Source organism: Streptomyces sp. NPDC004111, from assembly GCF_042874215.1.
GTDB lineage: Bacteria > Actinomycetota > Actinomycetes > Streptomycetales > Streptomycetaceae > Streptomyces.
This window is the reverse complement of the sequence record NZ_JBIAMU010000006.1, coordinates 214696-236959: the sequence shown is the minus strand read 5'-3', so window position 1 is coordinate 236959 and position 22264 is coordinate 214696. Positions and strand designations below refer to the sequence as shown.

The following is a 22264-nucleotide window of genomic DNA, read 5'->3' as shown; positions in this document are numbered from 1 at the left end:
ATGACGATGCGCTCGAATGCAATGAAACGTTGCAATGAGTGGCGCCGAAGGCAATACTGGGCGACATGCCAGGAGGACGTTTGACCCCGCAGGAACGCCGCCGGATCGCGGCGGGTCTCTCCGACGGACTCCCGTACGCGGAGATCGCCAGGCGGCTCGGCAGGCCGACCTCGACCGTCAGCCGCGAGATCGCCCGCAACGGCGGGCCCGGGGACTACCGGCCCGAGCAGGCACACCGGGCGACGGTCCGGCGCGCCCGGCGCGGCGCCCCGGAGCGGCCCCGTACGCACACCGCCGGGCAGCCCGGCCCGGGAGGGACCGCGGGTGCGGGAGGGACCACAGGTGCGGGCGAGGCGCGGGACACGGGAGGCGCGGCCCGCACCGTCGAGGAGGAGATCATCGACCTGGTGGTCATGACCGGGCTGCCGAGGACGACGGCGCGGGTGCACGTCGCTCTGCTGCTGGCGGAGGACGGCAGGCACACCGCCGCCGAACTGGCCGACGGGCTGCGGGTCAGCCCGGCCTCCGTCTCGGTGGCGGTGAACTACCTGCTCCAGCACGGCTACATCCGCCGCGAGCGCGACCACCGGCGGCGCCGGGACATCTACGTGCTCGACGACGAGGCCTGGTACCACTCGCTCGTCGTCGGCTCGCGGCAGACGCTCGCGCTGACCGGGCTGGCGCTGACGGCGGCTCAGCGGCTCGGCCCGGACAGCCCGGTGGGCCAACGGCTGACCCGCGGCGGGACGTTCCTGGACCACGTCATCTCGGACACCATGGACTCGGCCCGCCGCTGGCGGCACCTCCTGTCGTGACGCCACGGGACGCCGGACGGCACGGGGCCACCGACGCGGGGGAGGCCACGACGCACGGGAACGCCGCCGCACGGGGACGCCCACGCACGGGGACACCCACGCACGGCGACGCCGCCGCGCCGGACCGCCGTCAGCCGCCCGGCGTCACCTGAAGTCCTCCTCCGCGTACTCCCCCGCCGACCCCCGCTCGGTCCGCTCGCGCAGTTCGATGCGGCGGATCTTGCCCGAGATGGTCTTGGGCAGTTCGGCGAACTCGATCCGCTTGACCCGCTTGTACGGGGCGAGGACCGAGCGGGAGTGCGCGAAGATCGCCCGCGCCGCCTCGGCCCCCGGCTCCCAGCCCTCCGCGAGGACGACGTACGCCTTGGGCACGGCGAGCCGCAGCGGGTCGGGCGCGGGCACCACGGCCGCCTCGGCCACCGCCTCGTGTTCCAGCAGGGCGCTCTCCAGCTCGAAGGGCGAGATCTTGTAGTCGGACGCCTTGAACACGTCGTCGCGCCGGCCCACGTAGGTGAGATAGCCGTCCGCGTCCCGCGCGCCGATGTCCCCGGTGCGGTAGTAGCCGTCGGCCATCGCCTCCGCGGTGCGCTCCGCATCGCCGTGGTAGCCGGTCATCAGGCCGACGGGGTGGGCGGAGAGGTCGAGACAGATCTCGCCCTCGGCGGCGCCCGGCTTTCCGGTGACGGGGTCGAGGAGTTCGACCACGTACCCGGGGCTGGGGCGGCCCATCGAACCGGCCTTGAGCAGCTGGCCCGGGGTGTTGGCGACCTGGACGCAGGTCTCGGTCTGGCCGAATCCGTCGCGGATGGTGACGCCCCACTCGCGGCGGACGGTCTCGATCACCTCGGGGTTCAGCGGCTCGCCCGCCCCCAGCGCCTCCCTGGGCGGGTTCGCGAGCCGGGTGAGGTCGGCCTGGATGAGCATGCGCCAGACGGTGGGCGGGGCGCAGAAGGACGTGACGCCGGCCCGGTCCATCTCGGCCATCAGCCGGTTCGCGTCGAAGCGGCTGTAGTTGAGGAGGAAGACGGTGGCCTCGGCGTTCCACGGGGCGAAGAGGTTGGACCAGGCGTGCTTGGCCCAGCCGGGCGAGGAGATGTTGAGGTGCACGTCGCCGGGCTGGAGACCGATCCAGTACATGGTGGCCAGATGGCCGATGGGGTACGAGACGTGGCTGTGCTCGACGAGCTTGGGGCGGGCGGTGGTGCCGGAGGTGAAGTAGAGCATCAGCGGATCCGCCGCGGGGGTCTCGCCGTCCGGGGCGAAGTCGCCGGACGCGCCGCGGCTCGCGTCGAGGTCGAGCCAGCCCGCCGGGACTCCGGACGCCTCGAAGCCCCGTACCGCGATACGGGTGTACTCCCCCGGCACCTCGTCGAACTTGGCGGTGTCCTCGTCCCGTACGACCACGTGCCGCGCTCCGCCGCGCTCGATCCGGTCGCGCAGGTCGACCGGGCCGAGCAGCGGGGTGGCGGGGATGACGACCGCGCGCAGCTTCATCGCGGCGAGGGCGGTCAGCCAGAGCTCCTGCTGGTTGCCGAGCATCACGACGATCCGGTCCCCGGCCGAAACCCCCTGTTCCCGGAGCCAGTTGGCGACCTGGGAGGAGCGGTGCGAGACGTCCGCGTAGCTGAGGGTGGTCTCGCGGCCGTCCTCCTCCACGATGTGCAGGGCGGTGCGGGTGTTGCCGTCGGCGATGGCGTCGAACCAGTCGAGGGCCCAGTTGAAGTGTGCCGGGCGCGGCCACCGGAAGCCGTCGTACGCGGCCCGGTAGTCCTCGCGGTGCGCCAGCAGGAAGTCACGGGCGGCCCGGAAGTCCGCCGCGGCGCTCGCGGTCGAACCCCCGATCGGGCTTCCGCTCTGGCTTTCGTCCCGTGCCGTGTCCGATCCCGCGTCGGAGCCCGCTCCTGTGTTCGTCGCCGTCATCTGTCCTCCTCGTACCGACCGTGGTCGCTAGCATCCTGTGGCAATGGCCCGGTTCTCACCACCCCCGTACGGGGGTGGACCGATAAGGAAACCGCACGTGACCGACCACTCCTCGCCGCCTTCCGCCCACGGGGCCGAGATGCGCGCGGCCCTGCTGCGGCTGCGGCGCGCCACCGGTCTGCCGGTGGCGTTCGGCGGTCTGCTGAACGGGCAACGGGAGCTGCGGATCGCCGAGCTGAGCGGCACCTCCACACAGGCGTTGCAGGGGCTGCTGATATCCGCCGGGGTCGGCCTCGGCGGGAAGTCGATCGCCCTGCTGCGGCCGTGCGCGGTCACCGAGTACCTGGCGTCGCGGCACATCAGCCACGAGTACGACGCCGCGGTCCGGGCGGAGGGCCTGCGCTCGGTGCTGGCGGTGCCGGTGATCGTACGGCGCAAGGTGCGCGGCGTGCTGTACGGGGCCCTGCGCACCCCGCAGGCGCTCGGCGACCGGACGGCGGACGCGGCGCTGGACGCCGCCCGGCAGGTGGAACAGGCGCTGACCGTGCGGGACGAGGTGCGGCGGCTGCTGGACGTGACCCGCGACCCCGGCCTCGGCCCGGCCGCCTGGGAGCAGGTCCGCGAGGCCCACGCCGAGCTGCGGGCGCTGGCCCCGCGGCTGACCGATCCGCTGCTGCGCGGCGAACTCCTCGCGGTCTGCGGCAAGCTGGCCGACTCCTGGCGGCCGTTGCGGGAGGGTCCGCCGGTGCGGGAGCACCGGGTGACGCTGACCCCGCGCGAGACGGACGTCCTGGCGTGCGTCGCCTCGGGCGCGACGAACGCGACGACCGCCGAGCGGCTGGGGCTGCGCCCGGAGACCGTGAAGGGCTATCTGCGGTCGGTGATGCGCAAGCTGGGGGCGCACACCCGTGGTGAGGCGGTGGTGGCGGCCCGGCGGGAGGGGCTGCTGCCGTGAGGACGGCGGGCCGCCGGGAGGCCCCAGGGGAAGGCGCGGGCGGGACGCTCTGGCAGGACGCCACCGGCCCCTGTTTGGATGGGCTCCTGGCTCGTCCGGGGACGGGCTCCCGGGCTTGTCGCGCCCGGGTGACGGCAAGGGGTGGTGAGGACATGGTGTCCACCGAGCGCGTACTGGCCTTCGCGGCGATGTCGCTGCTGGTGATCGCGATTCCGGGGCCGAGCGTGCTGTTCGTGATCGGCCGGGCCCTCGCGCACGGCAGGCGCACGGCGCTCGCCACGGTGCTCGGCAACCTGATCGGCTCGTACGCGCTGGTGGTCGCGGTGGCGCTGGGCATCGGGGCGCTGGTGGAGAGTTCGGCCGCGGTGTTCCTGGCGGTGAAGCTGGCGGGGGCCGCGTACCTGGTGTTCCTGGGCGTCCATGCCTTCCGGCACCGCAGGGACATGCGGGCCGCCGACATGGCGGCTCCGGCGGGCGAGCGGCGCGGTGATCTGCGGACGGTGCTGGACGGACTGTTCGTCGGGCTGACGAACCCCAAGGGCATCGTCTTCTTCGCCGCGGTGCTCCCCCAGTTCGTGGACCACTCGGCCGGGCACCTGCCGCTCCAGATGCTGCTGCTGGGGCTGGTACCGGTGACGATCGGGCTGGTGACGGACACGCTGTGGGGGCTGGGCGCGTCGGCGGCGCGGGCCTGGTTCGCCCGCTCGGACCGGCGGCTTTCGATGATCGGCGGGGCGGGCGGCTTCGCGATGATCGGGCTGGGCGTGACGGTGGCGGCGACCGGCCGGGCGGACTGACGGACGGGGCGGGGCGGGTCGAATTGGGCAGGGGCCGGGCCGCGCGTACCGGCCCCGGCCAGGGCCGTACGCGCGTCATGGCCTCACCCGGCCTTCGTCCCGTAGAACTCGCCGAACCGCACGTCGTGGTCCGCTCCGGGGCTCAGCAGCTCCAGTGTGCGTACGGCCTCCTCGGCGATCTCCGTGCGCCGGGCGCGGCCGGCGTCGGCGAAGAGTTCGACGGTGAGGGTGGCCCTGCCGTCCTTCTTCGGCTCCTGCGCGCGCCAGATCCCGGCGAGCAGTCCGTCGACCAGGACGGTGCTGTAGCTGGTGTTGACGTACCAGGTGCGGGAGGCGTGCTCGGGCGGCACGACGCGGCTGCGGTCGGCGTGCGAGAGAAGCAGGTTGTCGAACTCCGGGAGGAGCCGGACCGGGGCGGGGGTGTCCTCGTCGGGGCGGGGCGCGTCGGGGAGGTCGAAGAGTTCGGTGCCCTGTACGTCGCGGAAGGCCAGCAGCCGGGGCCTGAGCCGTTCGAAGGCGGGGCGCAGCCGGGTCAGCCCGCACCAGCTCTGCATGTCCCGTACGGAGGCGGGGCCGAAGGCGCCGAGGTAGCGCAGCACGGTCGCGTCGAGGAGTGCGTCGGTCTGTGCCGGGGAGTACTCGGGCTCCGGCCGGCCGAACCAGGCGCGGGAGGTGGTCAGGGTGACCTGTCCGCTCCGGCCCCAGAGGCCGCGCGGGGTGGTCTGGAGGAGGGGCAGCGCACAGCGGGCGAGGGTGGCCAGGGCCTGCGGGTCGTTGTCCGGCCAGCGCTTCAGGAGGCCTTCGCGGAGCTCCTTGAGCGAGCGGGGCCGCTCCTCGACGAGTTCCCTGGCCAGCGGCGCCAGCTCGGCGATGTCGACGCCGGGCGACCGCTTGAGGAAGATACGCAGTTCGCGGTCGATGACGGGCTGGACCAGCGGGCGCAGGGCGAGACAGTCGTCGGCGGTGAGGGTGTGCAGGGTCGAACGCATGGTGACGATGCGGGCGACCTCGCGGGACTCCATCAGCCCGGACAGCTCCTGCGGGTCGAACCCGTCGAGCCGGGCGGCGAGGGCCAGGTACGGCGGCCTGGTGTTCTGCGCCTGGAGGCCGACCAGGTGCCGCACGGCGTCCTTGGCGGGCATGGCGGTACGGGTGAGCAGCAGCTGGCGGGCGAGGGTGGCGCGGTTGAGGGCGCGCGGGCTGAGGATGGGGGCCGCGGGGGCGGGGCGGGACCTGTCGCTCGTCGTCATGCTCCGCACGGTACGGCAGCTTGCGGACAGCCCCGGTCCGCAATCGGCTTCGCACGGCCGGCCGAAACCGACCGCACCGCTTCGCCCCGGCCCCGCCCCCCTGCCACTCTCCGCTTGACCACTCACCCGTCCCGCACCCACCACTTGCCGCCTTCACCGTGCCAGCGTGTTTTACCCCGTATATCCTGCTTCGTAATTCCGCGGCGGAGGGCGGTCCGTTTTCATGGCAGCGAAGAAGCGCTCGTGGCGCAGGCAGCCCGCCCTGGCGCCCGCCCCTCCTCCGCCGTCCGCCGCACCGTCCGCCCGGCACACCGAGCCGCTCGACGGGGCGAGCGTCGTCAACGCGGCCCTGTACCGCGACGGCGTGCGGGTCGCCACCCCCGACTCCCTCGCCCAGACCTTCCGCCAGCTGCGCGAGTACCCCGACGGCATGGCGTGGATCGGCCTGCACCGCCCGACGGAGCCCGAACTCCACTCGCTGGCCGAGGAGTTCGACCTGCACCCGCTCGCCATCGAGGACGCGCTCGAAGCCCACCAGCGGCCGAAGCTGGAGCGCTACGGCGAGACCCTCTTCGTCGTCCTGCGGGCCGCCCGCTACCTGGACGCCCCGGAGGAGGTCGACTTCGGCGAGCTGCACGTCTTCGTGGGCCCGGACTTCGTGATCACGGTCAGGCACGGCGCCGCCCCGGACCTGACCGCGGTGCGCCGCCGGATGGAGGAGTCCCCCGAGCTGCTGGCGCTCGGCCCGGAGGCGGTGCTGTACGCGATCCTGGACGCGGTGGTCGACGGCTACGCCCCGGTCGTCTCCGGCGTCCAGACGGACATCGACGAGATCGAGACGGAGGTCTTCCGGGGCGACCCCGAGGTGTCCCGGCGCATCTACGAACTCTCCCGCGAGGTGGTCGAGTTCCAGCGCGCCACCCGCCCGCTGATCGGCATGCTCAACGGCCTGATGGCGGGCTTCACCAAGTACCGCACCGACGAAGAGCTCCAGCGCTACCTGCGCGACGTCGCCGACCACGTCACCCACACCAGCGAGCGCGTTGACGGCTTCCGCGGGGCCCTCACGGACATCCTCACCGTCAACGCGACGCTGGTCACCCAGCAGCAGAACGCGGAGATGCGGGCACTGGCGGTGGCGGGCTTCGAACAGAACGAGGAGATCAAGAAGATCTCGGCGTGGGCCGCCATCCTCTTCGCCCCCACCCTGGTGGGGACGATCTACGGGATGAACTTCGACACCATGCCCGAGCTGCACTGGACCCTCGGCTACCCCTTCGCGATCCTGCTGATGGCAGCGGTGTGCGTGAGCCTCTACCTGGTCTTCAAGCGGCGGGACTGGCTGTAGTCCGGGCGGGCGCGAGCGGCTGCGGGCCGCTTGCGCCCGCGGTCCGGACGGCCGGGCTCAGAAGAACCCGCGGCTCGCTCAGGAGAACCTGCGGCTCTTCGTCTCCCGCACCGGACGGTCGTTGCGCAGGTCGTCGAAGAGTTTCGCCGCCTCCTCCTCGTTCCACTTCAGCACGTTGCCCTTGGGAGTGGGGACGCCGATGCCCGACAGCGGGACGTTGACCTGTTTGCCCTGCCCGCCCGAGACGCTCTGCACGGCGCGGAACATCTCGGTCAGGTCGGGCAGGCTCATGTCCTCGTCGACGATGAGCGTGTCGAGTCCGGCCCGGACGGCCGGGCCCATCGCCGTCGGGTCGAGGAGCGTGCCGGGCTGGGCGGCCTGGTGGGCGAGGGTGGAGAGGAACTTCTGCTGGTTCTTCGAGCGGCCCAGGTCGCCCTCCCGCTCCTGGTGGCGCTGGCGGACGAAGGCGAGGGCCTGCTTGCCGGTCAGGGTCTGGCAGCCCTTGCGCAGGTCGGCGCCCGACTTCTCGTCCTTGATGTCCCGCTCCAGGCACATCCGTACACCGCCGATGGCGTCGACGATGTTCACGAATCCGGCGAAGCCGATCTCGGCGTAGTGGTCGATGCGCAGACCGGTGTTCTGCTCGATGGTGTGCACGAGGAGTTCGGGGCCGCCGAAGGAGAAGGCGGCGTTGAGCTTGTCCCGCTCGGTCGGCTTGGTCTTGCCCGTCGTGGTGTCCAGGCGGCCGGGCACCCTGACCCAGGAGTCGCGCGGCAGGCTGACCATGCTGGTGCCGTGCGCCCCGGTGTGCAGCAGCATCATCGAGTCGGTGCGCCGGCCGCCGCCCCCGCCCGCGTGCAGGTCCTGCACGTCCTCCTCGGAGAGCCCGTCGCGGCTGTCGGAGCCCACGATGAGGTAGTTGGTGCCCTCGCCGGGCGGCGGGCGGTCGCCGAACGCGCCGAGGTCCACGTCCCGCTGGAGCCTGGTCTGGGCCCAGCCGTACGTGCCGCCCACCGTGACCACCACGACGGACAGCAGGACGAAGGCGGATCTGCGCAGTCTTCGGCGCTTCTTCGACTGCCGGGCGTGCGCGCGCCGGGGCCCGTAGTGCGAACTGGGGCGCTCGGCGAACCGCTCACGGGCGGCGGCCTCCTCCGGGACCGGGTACGGCCCGGGGGCCGGCGCGGGCCCCGGCGGTGTCCCCGGTCCGGGTACCGGTTCCGGGCGCAGCAACTGGCCGGCCCGCCGGTCGAGCGGGTCTGTCATGGTCAACTCCCTCGGTGCGCGGACGGACTTGAGGTCCGACTCGCGCGACGTGTCTCCGGTTCCGCTCGCGTGGTGCCGCGTCCCGTGCCGGGCTCAGTGCGACGACAGGCTCCGCCGTCCGGGCGGCTGGTCGAGCGGGGCCGGGGACGCCCCGCCGGGCGTCGCTTCGAAGAGGTACGGGTCGGCGGTGCCGGTGCGCTTCATGCTGTGCCACTTCAGGCGGGAGCCCAGCATCGCCGTGGTCACCGAGTGGATGACCACCAGGTACATCAGCTGCCGGTAGACGAACTGCTGGAGCGGCAGCACCCACAGCACGCGCAGGTTCTCCCGGTCGAGCCGCAGCGCGTACGCCGCGGTGACCAACTGGACGGCGAGGAAGCCGAACCAGACGAGGGCCGCCTCCACCGGGTCCCGGAACAGCGCCCCGAACAGGGCGAACATGTCCACCACCGGTGCGCACAGCGGCAGCACGATCTGGAACAGCGTGACGTAGACCAGCACCCGCCTGCCGAAGCGTCCGCCGGGGCCGATCTCGGTCACCGCGTGGCGGTGCTTCCACATCGACTGGAGGGTGCCGTAGCACCAGCGGTAGCGCTGGCGCCACAACTGCCGCAGCGTGCTGGGCACTTCGGTCCAGGCGACCGCGGACTCCTCGTACACGACGCGCCAGCCGGCCCGCCAGAGCGCCATGGTGAGGTCGGTGTCCTCGGCGAGCGTGTCGTCGCTGACGCCGCCGATGCCCATCAGGGCGTCCCTGCGGAAGGCCCCGATCGCGCCCGGTACGGTCGGCATGCACTCCAGGACCTCGAACATCCGGCGGTCGAGGTTGAAGCCGAGCACGTACTCCAGGTGCTGCCACTTGCCCAGCAGCCGGCGCCGGTTGCCGACCTTGGTGTTGCCGCTGACCGCGCCGACCGCCGGGTGGGCGAGCGGCTGGACGAGCCGGACCAGTGCCTCGGGTTCGAAGACGGTGTCCGCGTCGACCATCACCACGATGTCGTGCCGGGCGTGCGCCAGACCGGTGTTGAGGGCGCTGGGCTTGCCGCCGTTGGGCTGCCGGATCACGGTGACCCGCGGGTCGTCGATCGACTCGGCGATGTCGGCGGTGGCGTCGGTGGAGCCGTCGTCGATCACGATGATCTGGAAGTCGGGGTGGGTGGAGGCCAGCAGCGAGTACACGGTGGAGGCGATGCCCGCCTCCTCGTTGTACGCGGGCACCAGGACCGTCACCGGGTCCCGCACCTCGCGCAGCCGTGGCGCGCCGGGCCGGTACCGGTGCAGCCTGCGCACGTGCAGCCGGGCGAACAGGATGAACAGCAGCATCCGCAGCACACCGAGCGCACCGGCCAGCGACAGCGTCCACACCATCACGGTGAGGAAGGCGCCGCCGAGCCGCTTCGACCAGATCAGGCCCTCCCCCATCAGTTCCCGGGCGACCGGGACCTCTTCGAGGAAGGAGAGCCGCCCGAGGCCGCCGCTGAGGGTGGTGAACCGCTTCACGCTGCGGTCCTCCAGCAGGTCCCGGGCCTCGTGGTAGCCGAGGTCGGTCTGGCTGTGCTGGGTCACCGCCCCGCGCCACGGCTTGCGGTCCTTGCGGTCGGAGGCGACCACCAGGTACCCCTGGCCGGCGGCGCGCTGCGCGGCCGGCCACTGGGGGCCGCAGAGGGTGTCCGCCGCGGTGGTGTGCGGCAGCCGCAGCAGGGTGGTGTTGACGCCCGCCGAACCCGCGAGGGCGGCCTGGGTGAGCGACAGTTCCAGCCGGGCGCGCACCGGCGAGGCCACGCCGAGGTCGCCGCCGCTGTAGGTGTACGAGCCGATCTCGTGGCCCTCGCGCTGGATCCGCCGCACCAGCTCCGGGTAGCGGGCCGCCTCCATCCCGTAGACGAAGAAGGTGGCGCGGGCGTGGTGCTCGCGCAGCAGGTCGAGCAGGCGCGGCGTCCACACCGGGTCGGGTCCGCCGTCGAAGGTGAGCGCGACGGTTCCCGGCGGCATGGCCAGGGTGGTGACCTCGCCCCGCGGGCCGAACCTCAGCAGTGGTCTGCCGTCGTCGGCCTCGCGCGGGATCGGCCGGGTGCAGGCGGGTTTGGTGCGCGCGGCGTCGACCTGGTGGGTCGTCCAGCCCTCGAAGAGGAGGGTGACGGAGACCACGGCCAGCACCAGCAGGAGGACGAGCCAGTGTCCGCGCGGCGGGCGGCGGACAGTGGCGCGCCGCCTCACTGCTTCGGGCCTCCGGCCGGCGGGACGGATCTGCCGGACGGCGGCCGGGGCCGGCTCGCGGGATTCTCACGGACCTCGCGTTCCTCACGGGCCCCGCGACCCGCTTGGGTCTCACGGTTCCCGTGGGCCGCACGGTCCTCACGGGTCCCGCGGGCCGCCCGGCTCTCACCCGGCTCGCGGCCGGCGCGGTTCTCGCGGGCCTGTGCGTCGGCCGGTGTGCCGGTGCCGTGCGGGGACTTCGCGGTGCCGGGGTCCCCGGGCGCCGACCCGTTGGTGCTCGGCGGCCGGGTGCCCACGGGCTGGCGGAGTCCGCTGATCAGCGCGCCGACGAAGAACAGATAGCCGAGGCAGGCGAAGCCCACGACGAGGGCCAGGCCCTGGAGGGTACGTCGGCGCCAGCCCGACCGGTCGACGAATATGGGCAGCTCGGGCTCGTCCGGGGCGCGCCGCGCCACCCGGGTCACCCGGGGTGCCGCCTCCCGGTACGGCAGGCCCTGCGCCAGGTCCCGCCCCGGGTGCGGTGCCCTGCGGGCCGAAGGTACGGGCGAGGACCGCCCGTCGTGCGCTGTGCTGGCTATGTGGGGGGTGCCCTGCACTGGTGCTCCTGGTCTGCGGCCGCGCACGCGCGACTCTTTGTGTGGGGGGTTACGGACCCGGGGGCCCGTCGCACTGCTGGTGGGACGTCGGCGACCGCGTTCCGGTGCCCGTCGCGCACGGGACTGCCGTGCGCGCGCATGCCGGGCGCCCTCCCGGGTGGGGCCGGGGGACCGCGCGGGCATGTGCCCCCGAGAGGGCCGGAGGGCCGGAGTGCCGCCGTCACACTGCCCCGACCCTATCCGGGCACCCGGCCGGTCCCGCAACGGGCCGCCGCGCCGGTTCCGCCGCGCGGCGGGCGCCGGTCGGAGAGGGTGGCGGTATGAACACTGCGATCTCCTGTGTGTGGCGCGACCCGATCACCGACGCCGAGATGGTCGACCTCGTCGGGTCCCACGGCGGCAACGCCCAGCCCGGCTGGTGGGACCGGATCAGGGAGTACAGCCTCGGCTGGGTGGGGGCCAGGGACGGGGAAGGGACCCTCGTCGGCTTCGTGAACGTGGCCTGGGACGGCGGGGACCACGCCTTCCTCATCGACACGAAGACACGGGGCTCCTGGCAGCGCCGCGGCGTCGGGACGGCGGTGGTGGAGCTGGCGGCGGAGCGTGCGCGGGCGGCGGGCTGCGAGTGGCTGCACGTCGACTTCCGGCCGGAGCTGGGGGACTTCTACTTCGGGGCCTGCGGCTTCCGCCCCACCGACGCGGGGCTGATCCGTCTGCCGTCGGCCGGGTGACCCGGAGCGGGCGGGCGGCACGCACGCGAGGGGCCCCGCGGACTCGGCCGCGGGGCCCCTCGGACGTATGGCCGTGCGTGCCCCCTCAGCCGCCCCGGCGGCTGCGGACGAGCAGGTAGAGGAAGTACGGGGTGCCGATGACCGCCGTCATCAGGCCCGCGCCCAGCTGGGCCGGGGCGATGACGGTGCGGCCCACCAGGTCCGCCGTACAGACCAGGACCGCGCCGAGCAGGACCGCGACCGGGACCACCCGGGTGTGCCGGCGGCCGACCAGGGCGCGGGCCGCGTGCGGGGCGACCAGGCCGACGAAGCCGATGGTGCCGGCCGCGGCGACCGCGGTGGCGCTCAGCAGGACGCTCAGCGACAGCAGGCCCAGGCGCCCCTTGCCCAGGCTCAGGCCGAGCAGGCGGGGGGTGTCCTCGTCGAGGGAGAGCAGGTCGAGTTCGGTGCGGCGGGCCACCGCGACCGCGATGCCGAGGGCCAGGACGAGGGCCAGCGGGACGACGTCGGGGAAGGTGCGGCCGTAGGTGGAACCGGACAGCCAGGTCAGCGCCTTGATGGCGTTGAACGGGTCGGTGAGGATGACCAGGAGGCTGATGGCCGCGGCGGAGCCGGTGGCGACGCCGAAGCCGACGAGCACCAGCCGGTTCTGCTGGAAGCCGCCGCGGGCGGCGAGGCCGAAGACGAGGCCCGCCGCGGCGACCGCGCCCGCGAACGCGGCTGCGGCCACCCCCCAGGAACCGGCCAGCGGCACGGTCGTGACGAGGAGTACGGCGCCGAGTGCCGCGCCCCCGGACACGCCGAGGGTGCCCGGTTCGGCGAGCGGGTTGCGGGTCACGGACTGGACGAGGGTGCCCGCGAGGGCGAGCGCGGCGCCGGCCAGCAGGGCGGCGGCGACCCGCGGCACCCGGGTGTCCAGGACGAAGGTGACGGCCCGGCCCGCGTTGCCCTGGGCCCAGTTGGAGACGTCGCCGAGCAGGAGCTTGCTGTCGCCGATGAGTACGGCGGCGATGGTGACGGCGACGAGGAGGACGACCAGGACTGCGGTGGTGGCGACGAAGACGGTACGGCTGCGGATGCGCAGCCGGTCCGGGGCCGCGGCGCCGACGGTGTCCTTGGTCCGGGTGGCCATGACGATCAGGAAGACCGCGCCGATGAAGCTGGTGACGACACCGGTCGGCACCGCGACCGCGGTGTCCGACGGCACCAGGGCGCGCAGCAGCACGTCGGAGCCGAGCACCAGGGCCGCGCCGACGAGCGCGGTGAACGGCAGTGCGCCGCGGCTCCTGGTGAGTGCGCGCATCCGGTGGGCCAGCGGGCGCACCAGCGCGGGCGCGCACAGTCCGACGAAGCCGATCGGCCCGGCGAGGGCGACGGCCGCGGCGGAGAGCAGTGCCGCGAGGACGACCGCGAGGACGCGGGTGGAGCGGACGGGGACGCCCAGCCCGCGCGCGGCGTCGTCGCCGAGGGCCAGTGCGTCCATCCGGCGGGCGAGCAGCAGCAGTCCGGCGACGCCGAGCACGGCGAGCGGCAGCATCCGCAGGACGCCGTCGTAGCCGGACTGGGCGATGGCGCCCTGGTTCCACTGGAAGAGGCCCTCGGTCTCCTGGGGGAACAGCAGCAGGAGCGCCTCGGTGAGGGCGTTGAGGCCCAGCAGCATGGCGCTGCCGGCGAGCACCAGGCGTACGGTGCCGGCGCCGAGCCCGGAGAGGCCCAGGACGACGGCCGCCGCGGCGAGTCCGCCGACGAAGGCGACGCCGGTGCCGGCGAACAGCGGCAGGGAGATCCCGGTGACGGAGGCGATGCCGAGCGCCAGGTAGGAACCGGCGTTGACGGCGAGGGTGTCGGGCGAGGCGAGGACGTTGCGGCTGACCCTCTGCAGGGCGGCGCCCGCGACGGCGAGCACGGCGCCGATCAGCAGACCGGCGACCATGCGCGGTATCCGGGCGGCCACCACGACGGAGGCGTCGCCGGGCTGGGCCTGGCCGGTGAGCGCCTTCCACACCTCGGGGGCGCCCACCGAGGTGGTGCCCTGGGTGATGTCGACGAAGGCGAGCACGGCGACGAGGACGAGCAGGGCGGCCGTCACCGCGGCCGCCCCCGTACGGGTCCTGGCCGCCGACGGGCGGGTGGCGGGGGTGGTTGCGGTGACGGCCATGTGCTACTTCTTCAGCGCCTCTACGACGGAGTCGACGTAGCCGTTCATCGACAGCGGGCCGCCGAACATCCAGATGCCGTCGGGCAGCTGGTGCACATTGCCCTTCTTCACGAACGGCAGCGACTTCCACACGTCGTCCTTGGTCAGCATCCCGGTGAAGGGGTTGCTGTCCTTGTCGGTCTTGTTGCTGATGTAGGCGAACTGCACGTCCCCGAGCTTGGTGAGGCCCTCGACGTCGGTCTTGCCGAGGCCGTAGTCCTTGTCGCCCTTGACGGTCCACGGGTTCTTCAGGCCGAGCTTCTCGTTGACCGCGCCGATCAGCGAACCGCTGGTGTACGGGCGGATGGAGACCTGGTTGGAGACGACGTAGCCGTCGGCGAAGGCGAACCGGGCGCCCGCGTGGCCGGCGGCGGCGATCGTCCTGCGGCCGTCGGCGAGCTTGGTGTCGAAGTCCTTGAGGAGCTTCTCGGCCTGCGCGGTGGTGCCGGTGGCCTTGGCGATGGTGTTGATGTCCTCGGTCATCCGGCCGATCGGGTCGGCCGCGTCGGCCGCCTTCAGCTCCAGCACCGGGGCGAACTTGCGCATCTGCTTGACGGCGGCCGGGGGCAGATCGGTGGTGGCGATGACGAGGTCGGGGGCGAGGGCGGCGATGGTGTCCATGCTGGGCTCGCCGCGGGTGCCGATGTCCTTGGCGTCGTTCGTCAGCGGGGCGGCCGTGTCCCAGGCCTTGTACCCCTTGACGTCGGCGACGCCGGCCGGGGCGACGCCCAGCGATATCAGGCTCTCGACGATGTTCCACTCGGTGCCGACGACCTTCTTGGCGGGGCCGTCGAGGACGACCTTGGCGCCGTGGGCGTCGGTGAGGGTGATCTTCTCGGCGGGCTTCTTCGCGGCGGCGGCGTCGGCGGCGGGCTCGGTGGTCCCGCAGGCGGACAGGGCGAGGGCCGCCGCGGCGACGGCCGCGACGGTGGTGAGGATGCGCTTCATGAGGTGGCGCTGAGCCTTTCGCTTCGCGTGTGGTGGCGGCCGATGGCGCGGGTGCGCAGCCTGCCGGTGAGGGTGTCGGTGTCGACTTCGATGCGGATGCCGTAGGTGGCGGTGAGCCGTTCGGCGGTGAGCACGTCCTCGGGGCGGCCGTCGGAGACGACGCGTCCCGAGTCGAGCAGGACGATGCGGTCGGCCACCGCCGCCGCCTGGTCGAGGTCGTGCAGGACGGCGCCGACGGCGATGCCGTGGTCGTCCGCCAGGTCGCGCACCAGGTCGAGGAGTTCGACCTGGTAGCGGAGGTCGAGGTAGGTGGTGGGTTCGTCGAGGAGCAGTACGCCGGTCTCCTGGGCGAGGCAGCCGGCCAGCCAGACCCGCTGGAGCTGTCCGCCGGAGAGGTGCTCGGCGCCCCGGTCGGCGAGTTCGGCGACGCCGGTCATGGCCAGCGCGCGGTCGACGGCCGCGGGGCCCTCGGGGTCTGCCTTGCCCCAGCGTCCCCGGTAGGGGTAGCGGCCGAACTCGACGAGGTCGCGGACGGTCAGTCCGCTGGGTGTGGGGCGGCCCTGGGTGAGCAGGGCGACGTTCCGGGAGAACTCGCGGGCGCTCAGGGCGAGGGCGTCGGTGCCGCCGTCGAGGACGAGTTCGGCGCTGCGGGGGCGCTGAAGCCGGGAGATGGTCCGCAGCAGCGTCGATTTGCCGCTGCCGTTGGGGCCGACGAGGACCGTCACCTCGTGGGGGCGCAGCGTCAGCGCGGCGTCGTGGACGACGTCGACGCCGTCGTAGGCCACGGTGACGCCCGTGGCGCTCAGTTCATGACCACGGGGTTTCCGGGCCGCGGATGTCTCTTCACCTGCTTGCACGCGGCGAAGGTTAGCCTAACCTTACGTTTGGTTGAAAGTGGTCCGTCGTGTTCGTTCCGGCCCTCGGTCCGGGGCGCCGGGGCGGGGCGGCCCGGCACCCCACCCCGGGGGCTGCGGCCGGGGGTTGTCAACTCGGTTCAGGCGGTGGGCTGTTCGCCCAGTTCGCTGCCGGCGAGCCACTGCTCCCAGGTCAGGTTCCAGTCGCCGTAGCCGTTGCCGAAGTGGTCCATCGGTTTGCCGGTGGTGCCGGTGACCTCGACGACGTCGCCGACCCGGCTCTGCCCGTACAGCCACTTCGCGTCGCTGTCGGACATGCCGATGCAGCCGTGGCTGACGTTCTCCTTGCCGAAGGAGGCGGCGTTGTCGGGGGCGGCGTGGATGTACTCGCCGCTGACGGTCTCCCGCATGCTCCAGTCGTACGGGTCGTAGTAGCCGTCCGGGCTGTCGCGCGGGATGCCGATGGTGCGCGAGTCCATGATCACGCGGCCGTCCTTGGCGAGGATCGTCTTGATGCCCTCGCGGGTCTTGAACCGTTCCTCGCCGCCGCTGACCGGGATGACGCGGGCGACCTCGCCGTTGCGTACGACGGTCAGGGTGTGGGCGGCCAGGTCGACCTTGTTGACCATGGAGTCGCCGACGGCGAAGGAGACCTTGCGGTCGCGGTCGGCGGCGGTGCCGTCGGCCAGCTTCACCCGGGCGAGCCGGGCGTCGAGGGTGACCCGGGTGCCGGACGGCCAGTAGGTACGGGGGCGGAAGTGGACCAGGGTGTCGCCCTTGGCCTCCGCCCAGTGCCAGGCGCCGGTGAGCGGGCCGCCGGAGCCGGTGGTGGTGACCTTGAGGCTGCCCTCGATGCCCGCGCGCAGCGTCTTGTCGACCTTCTGCCCCTTGAAGACGACGGCGAGGGGCTGACCGACCCCGACGGTCTGCCCCGTGCCGGGGGCGATCCGCGGGGAGACGGTCCGGCGGGCGGAGCCGGCGGGCAGCAGCACGGCCGGCGGAGCCGCCTTCGGCGCCGGGACGTCCGTCGGCGCGTCCGTCGGGGCGGCGGAGGCACGGTGCACCGCGTCCACCGCCGGGACGTCCTCCGCCGGGGTCAGGGCCCGGGTCCCCTCGCTCCCGCAGGCCGTGGCGGCGAGGGTGAGCACCGCCACGGCGACGGGTATCCGGACGGCGGGCACGGCGGAGCGGCGCATTCTTCCTCGTACTTCTTCGGGCCGGGGCGGACGGTGGGCCCCCGGCCGGGGGCGGGCCGGACCGGCTCCGGGAGGCTGCTCGCCCGGAAGGGGCGGGTCGGTCCTTCAGCCTAGGCAGGGCCCTCCGCCTCCTCGCGGGGGCCGAAGGTCCCGAACCGGGCACCGAAATACCCTTCTGCGGCGCGGCGCGGTCAGTCGGTGGTGTGGCGCCTGCGTGCCCACATCGGCAGCGCGTACCAGCACAGCAGGTACCAGGTGACCACTCCGGCGACCAGCCACGGTGCGTAGGCGTTGTGCGTCACCACCCGCATGACGAGCAGGAGCGAGGAGGACAGCGTGGCCAGCAGCAGGAGCAGGCCGACGAAGGTCAGCCGGGACGCCCAGGTCACGGCCTGCGGTTTGATCTTGCGGCCGGAGACGATGCGGTGGAAGGAGACCGGGCCGATCAGGGCTCCGGTGGCGGTCGAACCGAGGATCACGGTGAGGACGTAGATGTTCTTGTCGGTCTGGGTGAGGTTCTGGAAGCCCGGCTGGAAGACCACGGTGAGCAGGAATCCGAAGAGGATCTGCACGCCCGTCTGGGCGACCCGGATCTCCTGGACCAGCTCGACCCACTGGCGGTCCGCACGCTCCTCCTCGCTCTCGGCCCGGCCCCGGGGGCGCCCCGCGCCCAGCACCGATTCGTCGCCGGCGCCGTCCGCTCCGCCGGCGTCGGGCCCGGTGATGTCCCGCTCGGTCATGTGCAGGTCCTCCTCACCGTCCGTCCACCCGGGCAGCACACGCACACACATCGGGTTCACCCAGGCTTATCGAGCGCACAATCGAGCACATACCCTCGTGAGGGTCAGACATGAGCTCCGCACGCGGTCCCGCCCCGCACCCGGCGACTGCCGTCGCACGGCACGGGAGAGGATTGCGGAGAAAAATTTGCCGTACGGCAACTGTGGCACCATGACCCACGGAACGCCCGTTCGGAAGTGAGCTGGTCGTACCGGTACCGCCCCCTGCGCGGGCCGGTGTCGGGCAAGTCGCGGTGGAGGGGTGGGTCAGGACCATGGGTACGGGTGCGGAAACAGGCAGGCGGCGCTCGCCACAGGGCGGGGCACGGGTGGACGGCGCGGCGCCGAAGACCGGGCCCAAGGTTCCGGCGGGCCGCTCCGACGGGGCCGGTGCGCCCGGCTCGGTGGGCGAGCCCGAGCTGCGGCAGCTCCTCGCGGGGCTGACCGCCGTACGCGACGGCGACTTCGGCACCCGGCTGCCGGACGACCGGGACGGTCTGCTGGGCGAGATCGCCCTCGTCTTCAACGGCATGGTCGACCAGCTCTCGCTGTTCACCTCGGAGGTCACCCGGGTCGCCCGCGAGGTCGGCACCGAGGGCAGGCTCGGCGGACAGGCCGAGGTGCCGGGCGTGGACGGCACCTGGAAGGACCTCACGGACTCCGTCAACGCGATGGCCGGGAACCTCACCACCCAGGTCCGCGACATCGCGCAGGTCGCCACCGCGGTCGCCAAGGGCGACCTGACCCGCAAGATCGACGTGGACGCCCAGGGCGAGATCCACGAGCTGAAGAACACCATCAACACGATGGTCGACCAGCTCTCCTCGTTCGCCGCCGAGGTCACCCGGGTCGCCCGCGAGGTCGGCACCGAGGGAAGGCTCGGCGGGCAGGCCGACGTACAGGGCGTCTCCGGTACGTGGAAGGACCTGACCGAGTCCGTCAACATCATGGCGAACAACCTCACCTCGCAGGTGCGGAACATCGCCCAGGTCACCACCGCCGTCGCCAAGGGCGACCTCTCTCAGAAGATCCGGGTGGACGCGCGCGGCGAGATCCTGGAGCTGAAGGAGACCATCAACACGATGGTCGACCAGCTCTCCGCCTTCGCGGACGAGGTCACCCGGGTCGCCCGCGAGGTCGGCACCGAGGGGAACCTGGGCGGACAGGCGACCGTGCGCGGCGTCTCGGGCACCTGGAAGGACCTCACCGACAACGTCAACGTGATGGCCTCCAACCTGACCGGCCAGGTGCGCTCCATCGCCCAGGTCGCCACCGCCGTGGCCAAGGGCGACCTCTCGCAGAAGATCAACGTCGAGGCGAAGGGCGAGGTCGCCGCGCTGGCCGGGGTCATCAACACGATGGTGACCACCCTCTCCGCGTTCGCCGACGAGGTGACCCGGGTGGCCCGCGAGGTGGGCACCGAGGGCATCCTCGGCGGTCAGGCGCACGTCCCGCACGTGGCCGGGACCTGGAAGGACCTCACCGACAACGTCAACTCGATGGCCAACAACCTCACCGGGCAGGTCCGCAACATCGCCCAGGTGACCACCGCCGTCGCCCAGGGCGACCTCACCCGCAAGATCGACGTCGACGCGCGCGGCGAGATCCTGGAGCTCAAGACCACCATCAACACCATGGTCGACCAGCTCTCCTCGTTCGCGGCCGAGGTCACCCGGGTCGCCCGGGAGGTCGGCTCCGAGGGCAGGCTGGGCGGCCAGGCCGAGGTCGAGGGCGTCTCCGGCACCTGGAAGCGGCTCACCGAGAACGTCAACGAGCTGGCCGGGAACCTGACCCGGCAGGTCCGTGCCATCGCCGAGGTGACCAGCGCGGTCGCCGAGGGCGACCTGACCCTCTCCATCACGGTGGACGCGTCCGGCGAGGTCGCCGAACTCAAGGACAACATCAACTCGATGGTGGAGTCCCTGCGCGAGACCACCCGCGCCAACCAGGAGCAGGACTGGCTCAAGACCAACCTGGCCCGGATCTCCGGCCTGATGCAGGGCCAGCGCGACCTGACCGTCGTCGCCGAACTGATCATGGACGAGCTGACCCCGCTGGTCGGCGCGCAGTACGGCGCCTTCTACCTGGCGCACGACACCGGCCGCTCCGCCGAGCTGGAACTCATCGGCTGGTACGGGCACTTCCAGGGCACCGAGGAGCGCCCGGTGCGCTTCGAGCTGGGTCAGTCGCTGGTCGGCCAGGTCGCCCGCAGCCGCCGCACGATCGCCGTCGACGAGCTGCCGCCGGGTTACGTCACCGTCTCCTCCGGCCTCGGCTCGGCGGACGCGCGCAGCCTGCTGGTGCTGCCGATCGCCGTCGAGGGACTGGTGCTCGGTGTCATCGAACTGGCCTCGGTGGGCGGGTTCACCCCGGTCCACCGGGACTTCCTGGAACAGCTGATGGAGACCGTCGGCGTCAACGTCAACACGATCGTCGCCAACGCCCGCACCGACGAGCTGCTGGGCGAGTCGCAGCGGCTGGCCGCCGAGCTCCAGTCCCGCTCGGAGGAACTCCAGTCCCAGCAGGAGGAGTTGCAGCACTCCAACGCCGAACTGGAGGAGAAGGCGGCCCTCCTGGCGTCCCAGAACCGGGACATCGAGGCGAAGAACCTGGAGATCGAGCAGGCCAGGCAGGAGCTGGAGGACCGGGCGCAGCAGCTGTCCATCGCCTCCAAGTACAAGTCGGAGTTCCTGGCGAACATGAGCCACGAGCTGCGCACCCCGCTCAACTCCCTGCTGATCCTGGCCCAGTTGCTCGCCCAGAACCCGACCCGCAACCTCTCCCCCAAGCAGGTCGAGTACGCCGGCGTGATCCACTCGGCGGGCTCCGACCTGCTCCAGCTGATCAACGACATCCTCGACCTGTCGAAGGTCGAGGCCGGAAAGATGGACGTCAACCCGGAGCCGGTGGGCCTGCGCAAGCTGCTCGACTACGTGGAGGCCACCTTCCGTCCGATGACCGCGCAGAAGGGTCTGGACTTCCGGATCAGCGTGGCGCCCGGCGCGCCCGCCGAACTGGTCACCGACGACTCGCGGCTGCGGCAGGTACTGCGCAACCTGCTCTCCAACGCGGTGAAGTTCACCGAGGCGGGCGCGGTCGAACTGCGCATCGACCCGGCGATCGGCGGCGACCTGCCGCCCCTGGTGCGTCCGCACGGCCCGGCCGTCGCCTTCCGCGTCATGGACACCGGCATCGGCATCGCCGAACAGCAGCTGGAGGCGATCTTCGGGGCGTTCCAGCAGGCGGACGGCACGACCAGCCGCAAGTACGGCGGCACCGGTCTCGGCCTGTCCATCAGCCGGGAGATGGCCCACCTGCTCGGCGGCGCGATCCAGGTGACCAGCACGCCCGGCGAGGGCAGCACCTTCACCCTGTACATCCCGGTGGCCCGCTTCGAGTCCCCGGCCGCGTACGTGGACCCCGCCGACCGGCACCGCGAGGAGTCGGGGCCGGTGCTGCCCTCGGCGGTCGTACCGGCGCAGCAGCGCAGGCTGCTGGTGATCGAGGACCGGCCGCGCGGACTGCTGTCGCTGGTCGCGGAGAGCGCGGTGGCGGAGCTCGCGGAGGGCTCGCTGCCGGACACCCGGGGGCCGGTGCACGTACGCACGGCGGTGGGCCCCGAGGAGGCCGCGGCCGCGCTGGCGGCCGACCCGTGCCACTGCGTGGTGATCGGCCTGGACATGCCCGACGGGTCCGCGATGCGGCTGCTGCAGGCGCTGGACGGCGACCCGGCGCTGCGCCAGGTGCCGGTGCTCGCCCACCACACCCGGCCGCTGGAGCCGCTGCACGAACGGCAGCTCACCGACTGGTCGCGGACGAAACCGCTGGAACTGCTGCCCAGTCTGGACGAGCTGCGCGAGCGGATCGCGCTGCACCTGACGGCCGAACGGCCGGCCGACGTACTGCCGTTGGCGCGTCCGGTCGCCCCGCTCGCCGAGGTGCCGCGGGCACCCGAGCCGGCCCCCGAAGGGGCGCTCGACCTGGCCGGGCGGGTGGTCCTGGTGGTCGACGACGACGCCCGCAACGTCTACGCGCTGACCGGCATCCTCGAACTGCACGGCATGCGGGTGCTGCACGCCGACAACGGCCGCAAGGGCCTGGAGGTGCTCGCCCTGCACGGCGGGGTGGAGCTGATCCTGATGGACGTGATGATGCCCGAGATGGACGGGTACGCCGCGACCGCCGCGATCCGCGCGATGCCCGAGTACGCGGAGCTGCCGATCATCGCGGTGACCGCCAAGGCGATGGAGGGCGACCGGGACAAGTGCCTGGCCGCCGGTGCCAGTGACTACATCACCAAGCCCGTGGACGCCGGCGACCTCGTGGACCGCATGCGCACCTGGCTCTCCAGGTGAGCGGGAACGGCGAACGGCGGACCACGGCGGAAGCGGGAGT

Annotated in this window: 16 protein-coding genes; 6 read left to right on the top strand and 10 right to left on the bottom strand. The window is 72.7% G+C overall.

The annotated features are described in order from the left end of the window. Positions 1 to 65: 65 nt before the first annotated feature. Positions 66 to 815: a helix-turn-helix domain-containing protein gene (locus tag ACFYVL_RS15030; RefSeq protein WP_389244626.1), complete on the top strand. Its 750-nt coding sequence runs from the start codon at positions 66 to 68 to the stop codon at positions 813 to 815. A 144-nt stretch (positions 816 to 959) separates the two neighbouring features. Here the strand turns inward: ACFYVL_RS15030 and ACFYVL_RS15025 are convergent, their stop codons facing one another. After that, positions 960 to 2735, bottom strand: coding sequence for an AMP-binding protein (locus ACFYVL_RS15025; RefSeq protein ID WP_389244624.1), 1776 nt, complete (start codon positions 2733 to 2735; stop codon positions 960 to 962). A gap of 139 nt (positions 2736 to 2874) precedes the next feature. Between ACFYVL_RS15025 and ACFYVL_RS15020 the strand changes: the two genes are divergently transcribed. Both ACFYVL_RS15020 and ACFYVL_RS15015 read left to right on the top strand, forming a co-directional pair. Then, positions 2875 to 3690 (top strand): LuxR C-terminal-related transcriptional regulator, encoded by an 816-nt coding sequence (locus ACFYVL_RS15020; protein WP_389244833.1) that lies wholly within the window; start codon positions 2875 to 2877, stop codon positions 3688 to 3690. Positions 3691 to 3842: 152 nt separating this feature from the next. Then, positions 3843 to 4487: a LysE family translocator gene (locus tag ACFYVL_RS15015; RefSeq protein WP_389244620.1), complete on the top strand. Its 645-nt coding sequence runs from the start codon at positions 3843 to 3845 to the stop codon at positions 4485 to 4487. A gap of 83 nt (positions 4488 to 4570) precedes the next feature. Here ACFYVL_RS15015 and ACFYVL_RS15010 read toward each other — a convergent pair whose 3' ends face one another. Further along, the gene (locus ACFYVL_RS15010; protein ID WP_389244618.1) at positions 4571 to 5737 is read right to left on the bottom strand and encodes a winged helix DNA-binding domain-containing protein; all 1167 of its coding nucleotides are present in this window, start codon (positions 5735 to 5737) and stop codon (positions 4571 to 4573) included. A 223-nt stretch (positions 5738 to 5960) separates the two neighbouring features. Between ACFYVL_RS15010 and ACFYVL_RS15005 the strand changes: the two genes are divergently transcribed. After that, complete coding sequence (locus ACFYVL_RS15005; protein WP_389244616.1) at positions 5961 to 7085, top strand: magnesium and cobalt transport protein CorA; 1125 nt, start codon at positions 5961 to 5963, stop codon at positions 7083 to 7085. Between the two features lie 78 nt (positions 7086 to 7163). Here ACFYVL_RS15005 and ACFYVL_RS15000 read toward each other — a convergent pair whose 3' ends face one another. The 3 genes from ACFYVL_RS15000 to ACFYVL_RS14990 all read right to left on the bottom strand — a co-directional run bounded on the left by ACFYVL_RS15000 (position 7164) and on the right by ACFYVL_RS14990 (position 11164). After that, positions 7164 to 8351 (bottom strand): LCP family protein, encoded by a 1188-nt coding sequence (locus tag ACFYVL_RS15000; RefSeq protein ID WP_389244614.1) that lies wholly within the window; start codon positions 8349 to 8351, stop codon positions 7164 to 7166. Between the two features lie 93 nt (positions 8352 to 8444). Next, a complete protein-coding gene (locus tag ACFYVL_RS14995) occupies positions 8445 to 10568 on the bottom strand; it encodes a bifunctional polysaccharide deacetylase/glycosyltransferase family 2 protein (RefSeq protein ID WP_389244612.1) in 2124 nt (707 codons plus the stop codon). Continuing rightward, positions 10565 to 11164, bottom strand: a complete 600-nt coding sequence (locus ACFYVL_RS14990; RefSeq protein WP_389244610.1) for a hypothetical protein — start codon at positions 11162 to 11164, stop codon at positions 10565 to 10567. Before ACFYVL_RS14990 ends, ACFYVL_RS14995 begins: the two co-directional genes overlap by 4 nt. Positions 11165 to 11484: 320 nt before the next feature. Between ACFYVL_RS14990 and ACFYVL_RS14985 the strand changes: the two genes are divergently transcribed. Next, on the top strand, positions 11485 to 11895 hold the full coding sequence (locus ACFYVL_RS14985) for a GNAT family N-acetyltransferase (protein ID WP_389244608.1): 411 nt from the start codon (positions 11485 to 11487) through the stop codon (positions 11893 to 11895). Positions 11896 to 11980: 85 nt separating this feature from the next. Here the strand turns inward: ACFYVL_RS14985 and ACFYVL_RS14980 are convergent, their stop codons facing one another. The 5 genes from ACFYVL_RS14980 to ACFYVL_RS14960 all read right to left on the bottom strand — a co-directional run bounded on the left by ACFYVL_RS14980 (position 11981) and on the right by ACFYVL_RS14960 (position 17830). After that, entirely contained in the window at positions 11981 to 14053 is a 2073-nt protein-coding gene (locus tag ACFYVL_RS14980) for an iron ABC transporter permease (RefSeq protein WP_389244606.1), read from the bottom strand. A gap of 3 nt (positions 14054 to 14056) precedes the next feature. Further along, positions 14057 to 15040 (bottom strand): ABC transporter substrate-binding protein, encoded by a 984-nt coding sequence (locus ACFYVL_RS14975; RefSeq protein WP_389244604.1) that lies wholly within the window; start codon positions 15038 to 15040, stop codon positions 14057 to 14059. Continuing rightward, positions 15037 to 15897, bottom strand: a complete 861-nt coding sequence (locus ACFYVL_RS14970; RefSeq protein ID WP_389244602.1) for an ABC transporter ATP-binding protein — start codon at positions 15895 to 15897, stop codon at positions 15037 to 15039. Before ACFYVL_RS14970 ends, ACFYVL_RS14975 begins: the two co-directional genes overlap by 4 nt. 137 nt (positions 15898 to 16034) lie before the next feature. After that, the gene (locus ACFYVL_RS14965) at positions 16035 to 17090 is read right to left on the bottom strand and encodes a L,D-transpeptidase (protein ID WP_389244600.1); all 1056 of its coding nucleotides are present in this window, start codon (positions 17088 to 17090) and stop codon (positions 16035 to 16037) included. Between the two features lie 191 nt (positions 17091 to 17281). After that, entirely contained in the window at positions 17282 to 17830 is a 549-nt protein-coding gene (locus ACFYVL_RS14960) for a DUF6328 family protein (protein WP_389244598.1), read from the bottom strand. A 314-nt stretch (positions 17831 to 18144) separates the two neighbouring features. On the opposite strand from ACFYVL_RS14960, the gene ACFYVL_RS14955 reads away from it, so the two are divergent. Further along, positions 18145 to 22224 (top strand): HAMP domain-containing protein, encoded by a 4080-nt coding sequence (locus tag ACFYVL_RS14955; RefSeq protein ID WP_389244596.1) that lies wholly within the window; start codon positions 18145 to 18147, stop codon positions 22222 to 22224. The last annotated feature ends 40 nt before the right edge of the window (positions 22225 to 22264 follow it).

What these genes read in the sequence shown, in the direction of transcription:
- ACFYVL_RS15020 (WP_389244833.1), top strand. Translation starts at nt 2,875, where the DNA reads ATGCGCGCGGCCCTGCTGCGGCTGCGGCGCGCCACCGGTCTGCCGGTG.
- ACFYVL_RS14960 (WP_389244598.1), bottom strand. Translation starts at nt 17,830, where the DNA reads ATGACCGAGCGGGACATCACCGGGCCCGACGCCGGCGGAGCGGACGGC.
- ACFYVL_RS14975 (WP_389244604.1), bottom strand. Translation starts at nt 15,040, where the DNA reads ATGAAGCGCATCCTCACCACCGTCGCGGCCGTCGCCGCGGCGGCCCTC.
- ACFYVL_RS15005 (WP_389244616.1), top strand. Translation starts at nt 5,961, where the DNA reads ATGGCAGCGAAGAAGCGCTCGTGGCGCAGGCAGCCCGCCCTGGCGCCC.
- ACFYVL_RS14980 (WP_389244606.1), bottom strand. Translation starts at nt 14,053, where the DNA reads ATGGCCGTCACCGCAACCACCCCCGCCACCCGCCCGTCGGCGGCCAGG.
- ACFYVL_RS15025 (WP_389244624.1), bottom strand. Translation starts at nt 2,735, where the DNA reads ATGACGGCGACGAACACAGGAGCGGGCTCCGACGCGGGATCGGACACG.
- ACFYVL_RS14965 (WP_389244600.1), bottom strand. Translation starts at nt 17,090, where the DNA reads ATGCGCCGCTCCGCCGTGCCCGCCGTCCGGATACCCGTCGCCGTGGCG.
- ACFYVL_RS14985 (WP_389244608.1), top strand. Translation starts at nt 11,485, where the DNA reads ATGAACACTGCGATCTCCTGTGTGTGGCGCGACCCGATCACCGACGCC.
- ACFYVL_RS15000 (WP_389244614.1), bottom strand. Translation starts at nt 8,351, where the DNA reads ATGACAGACCCGCTCGACCGGCGGGCCGGCCAGTTGCTGCGCCCGGAA.
- ACFYVL_RS15010 (WP_389244618.1), bottom strand. Translation starts at nt 5,737, where the DNA reads ATGACGACGAGCGACAGGTCCCGCCCCGCCCCCGCGGCCCCCATCCTC.
- ACFYVL_RS15030 (WP_389244626.1), top strand. Translation starts at nt 66, where the DNA reads ATGCCAGGAGGACGTTTGACCCCGCAGGAACGCCGCCGGATCGCGGCG.
- ACFYVL_RS15015 (WP_389244620.1), top strand. Translation starts at nt 3,843, where the DNA reads ATGGTGTCCACCGAGCGCGTACTGGCCTTCGCGGCGATGTCGCTGCTG.
- ACFYVL_RS14955 (WP_389244596.1), top strand. Translation starts at nt 18,145, where the DNA reads ATGGGTACGGGTGCGGAAACAGGCAGGCGGCGCTCGCCACAGGGCGGG.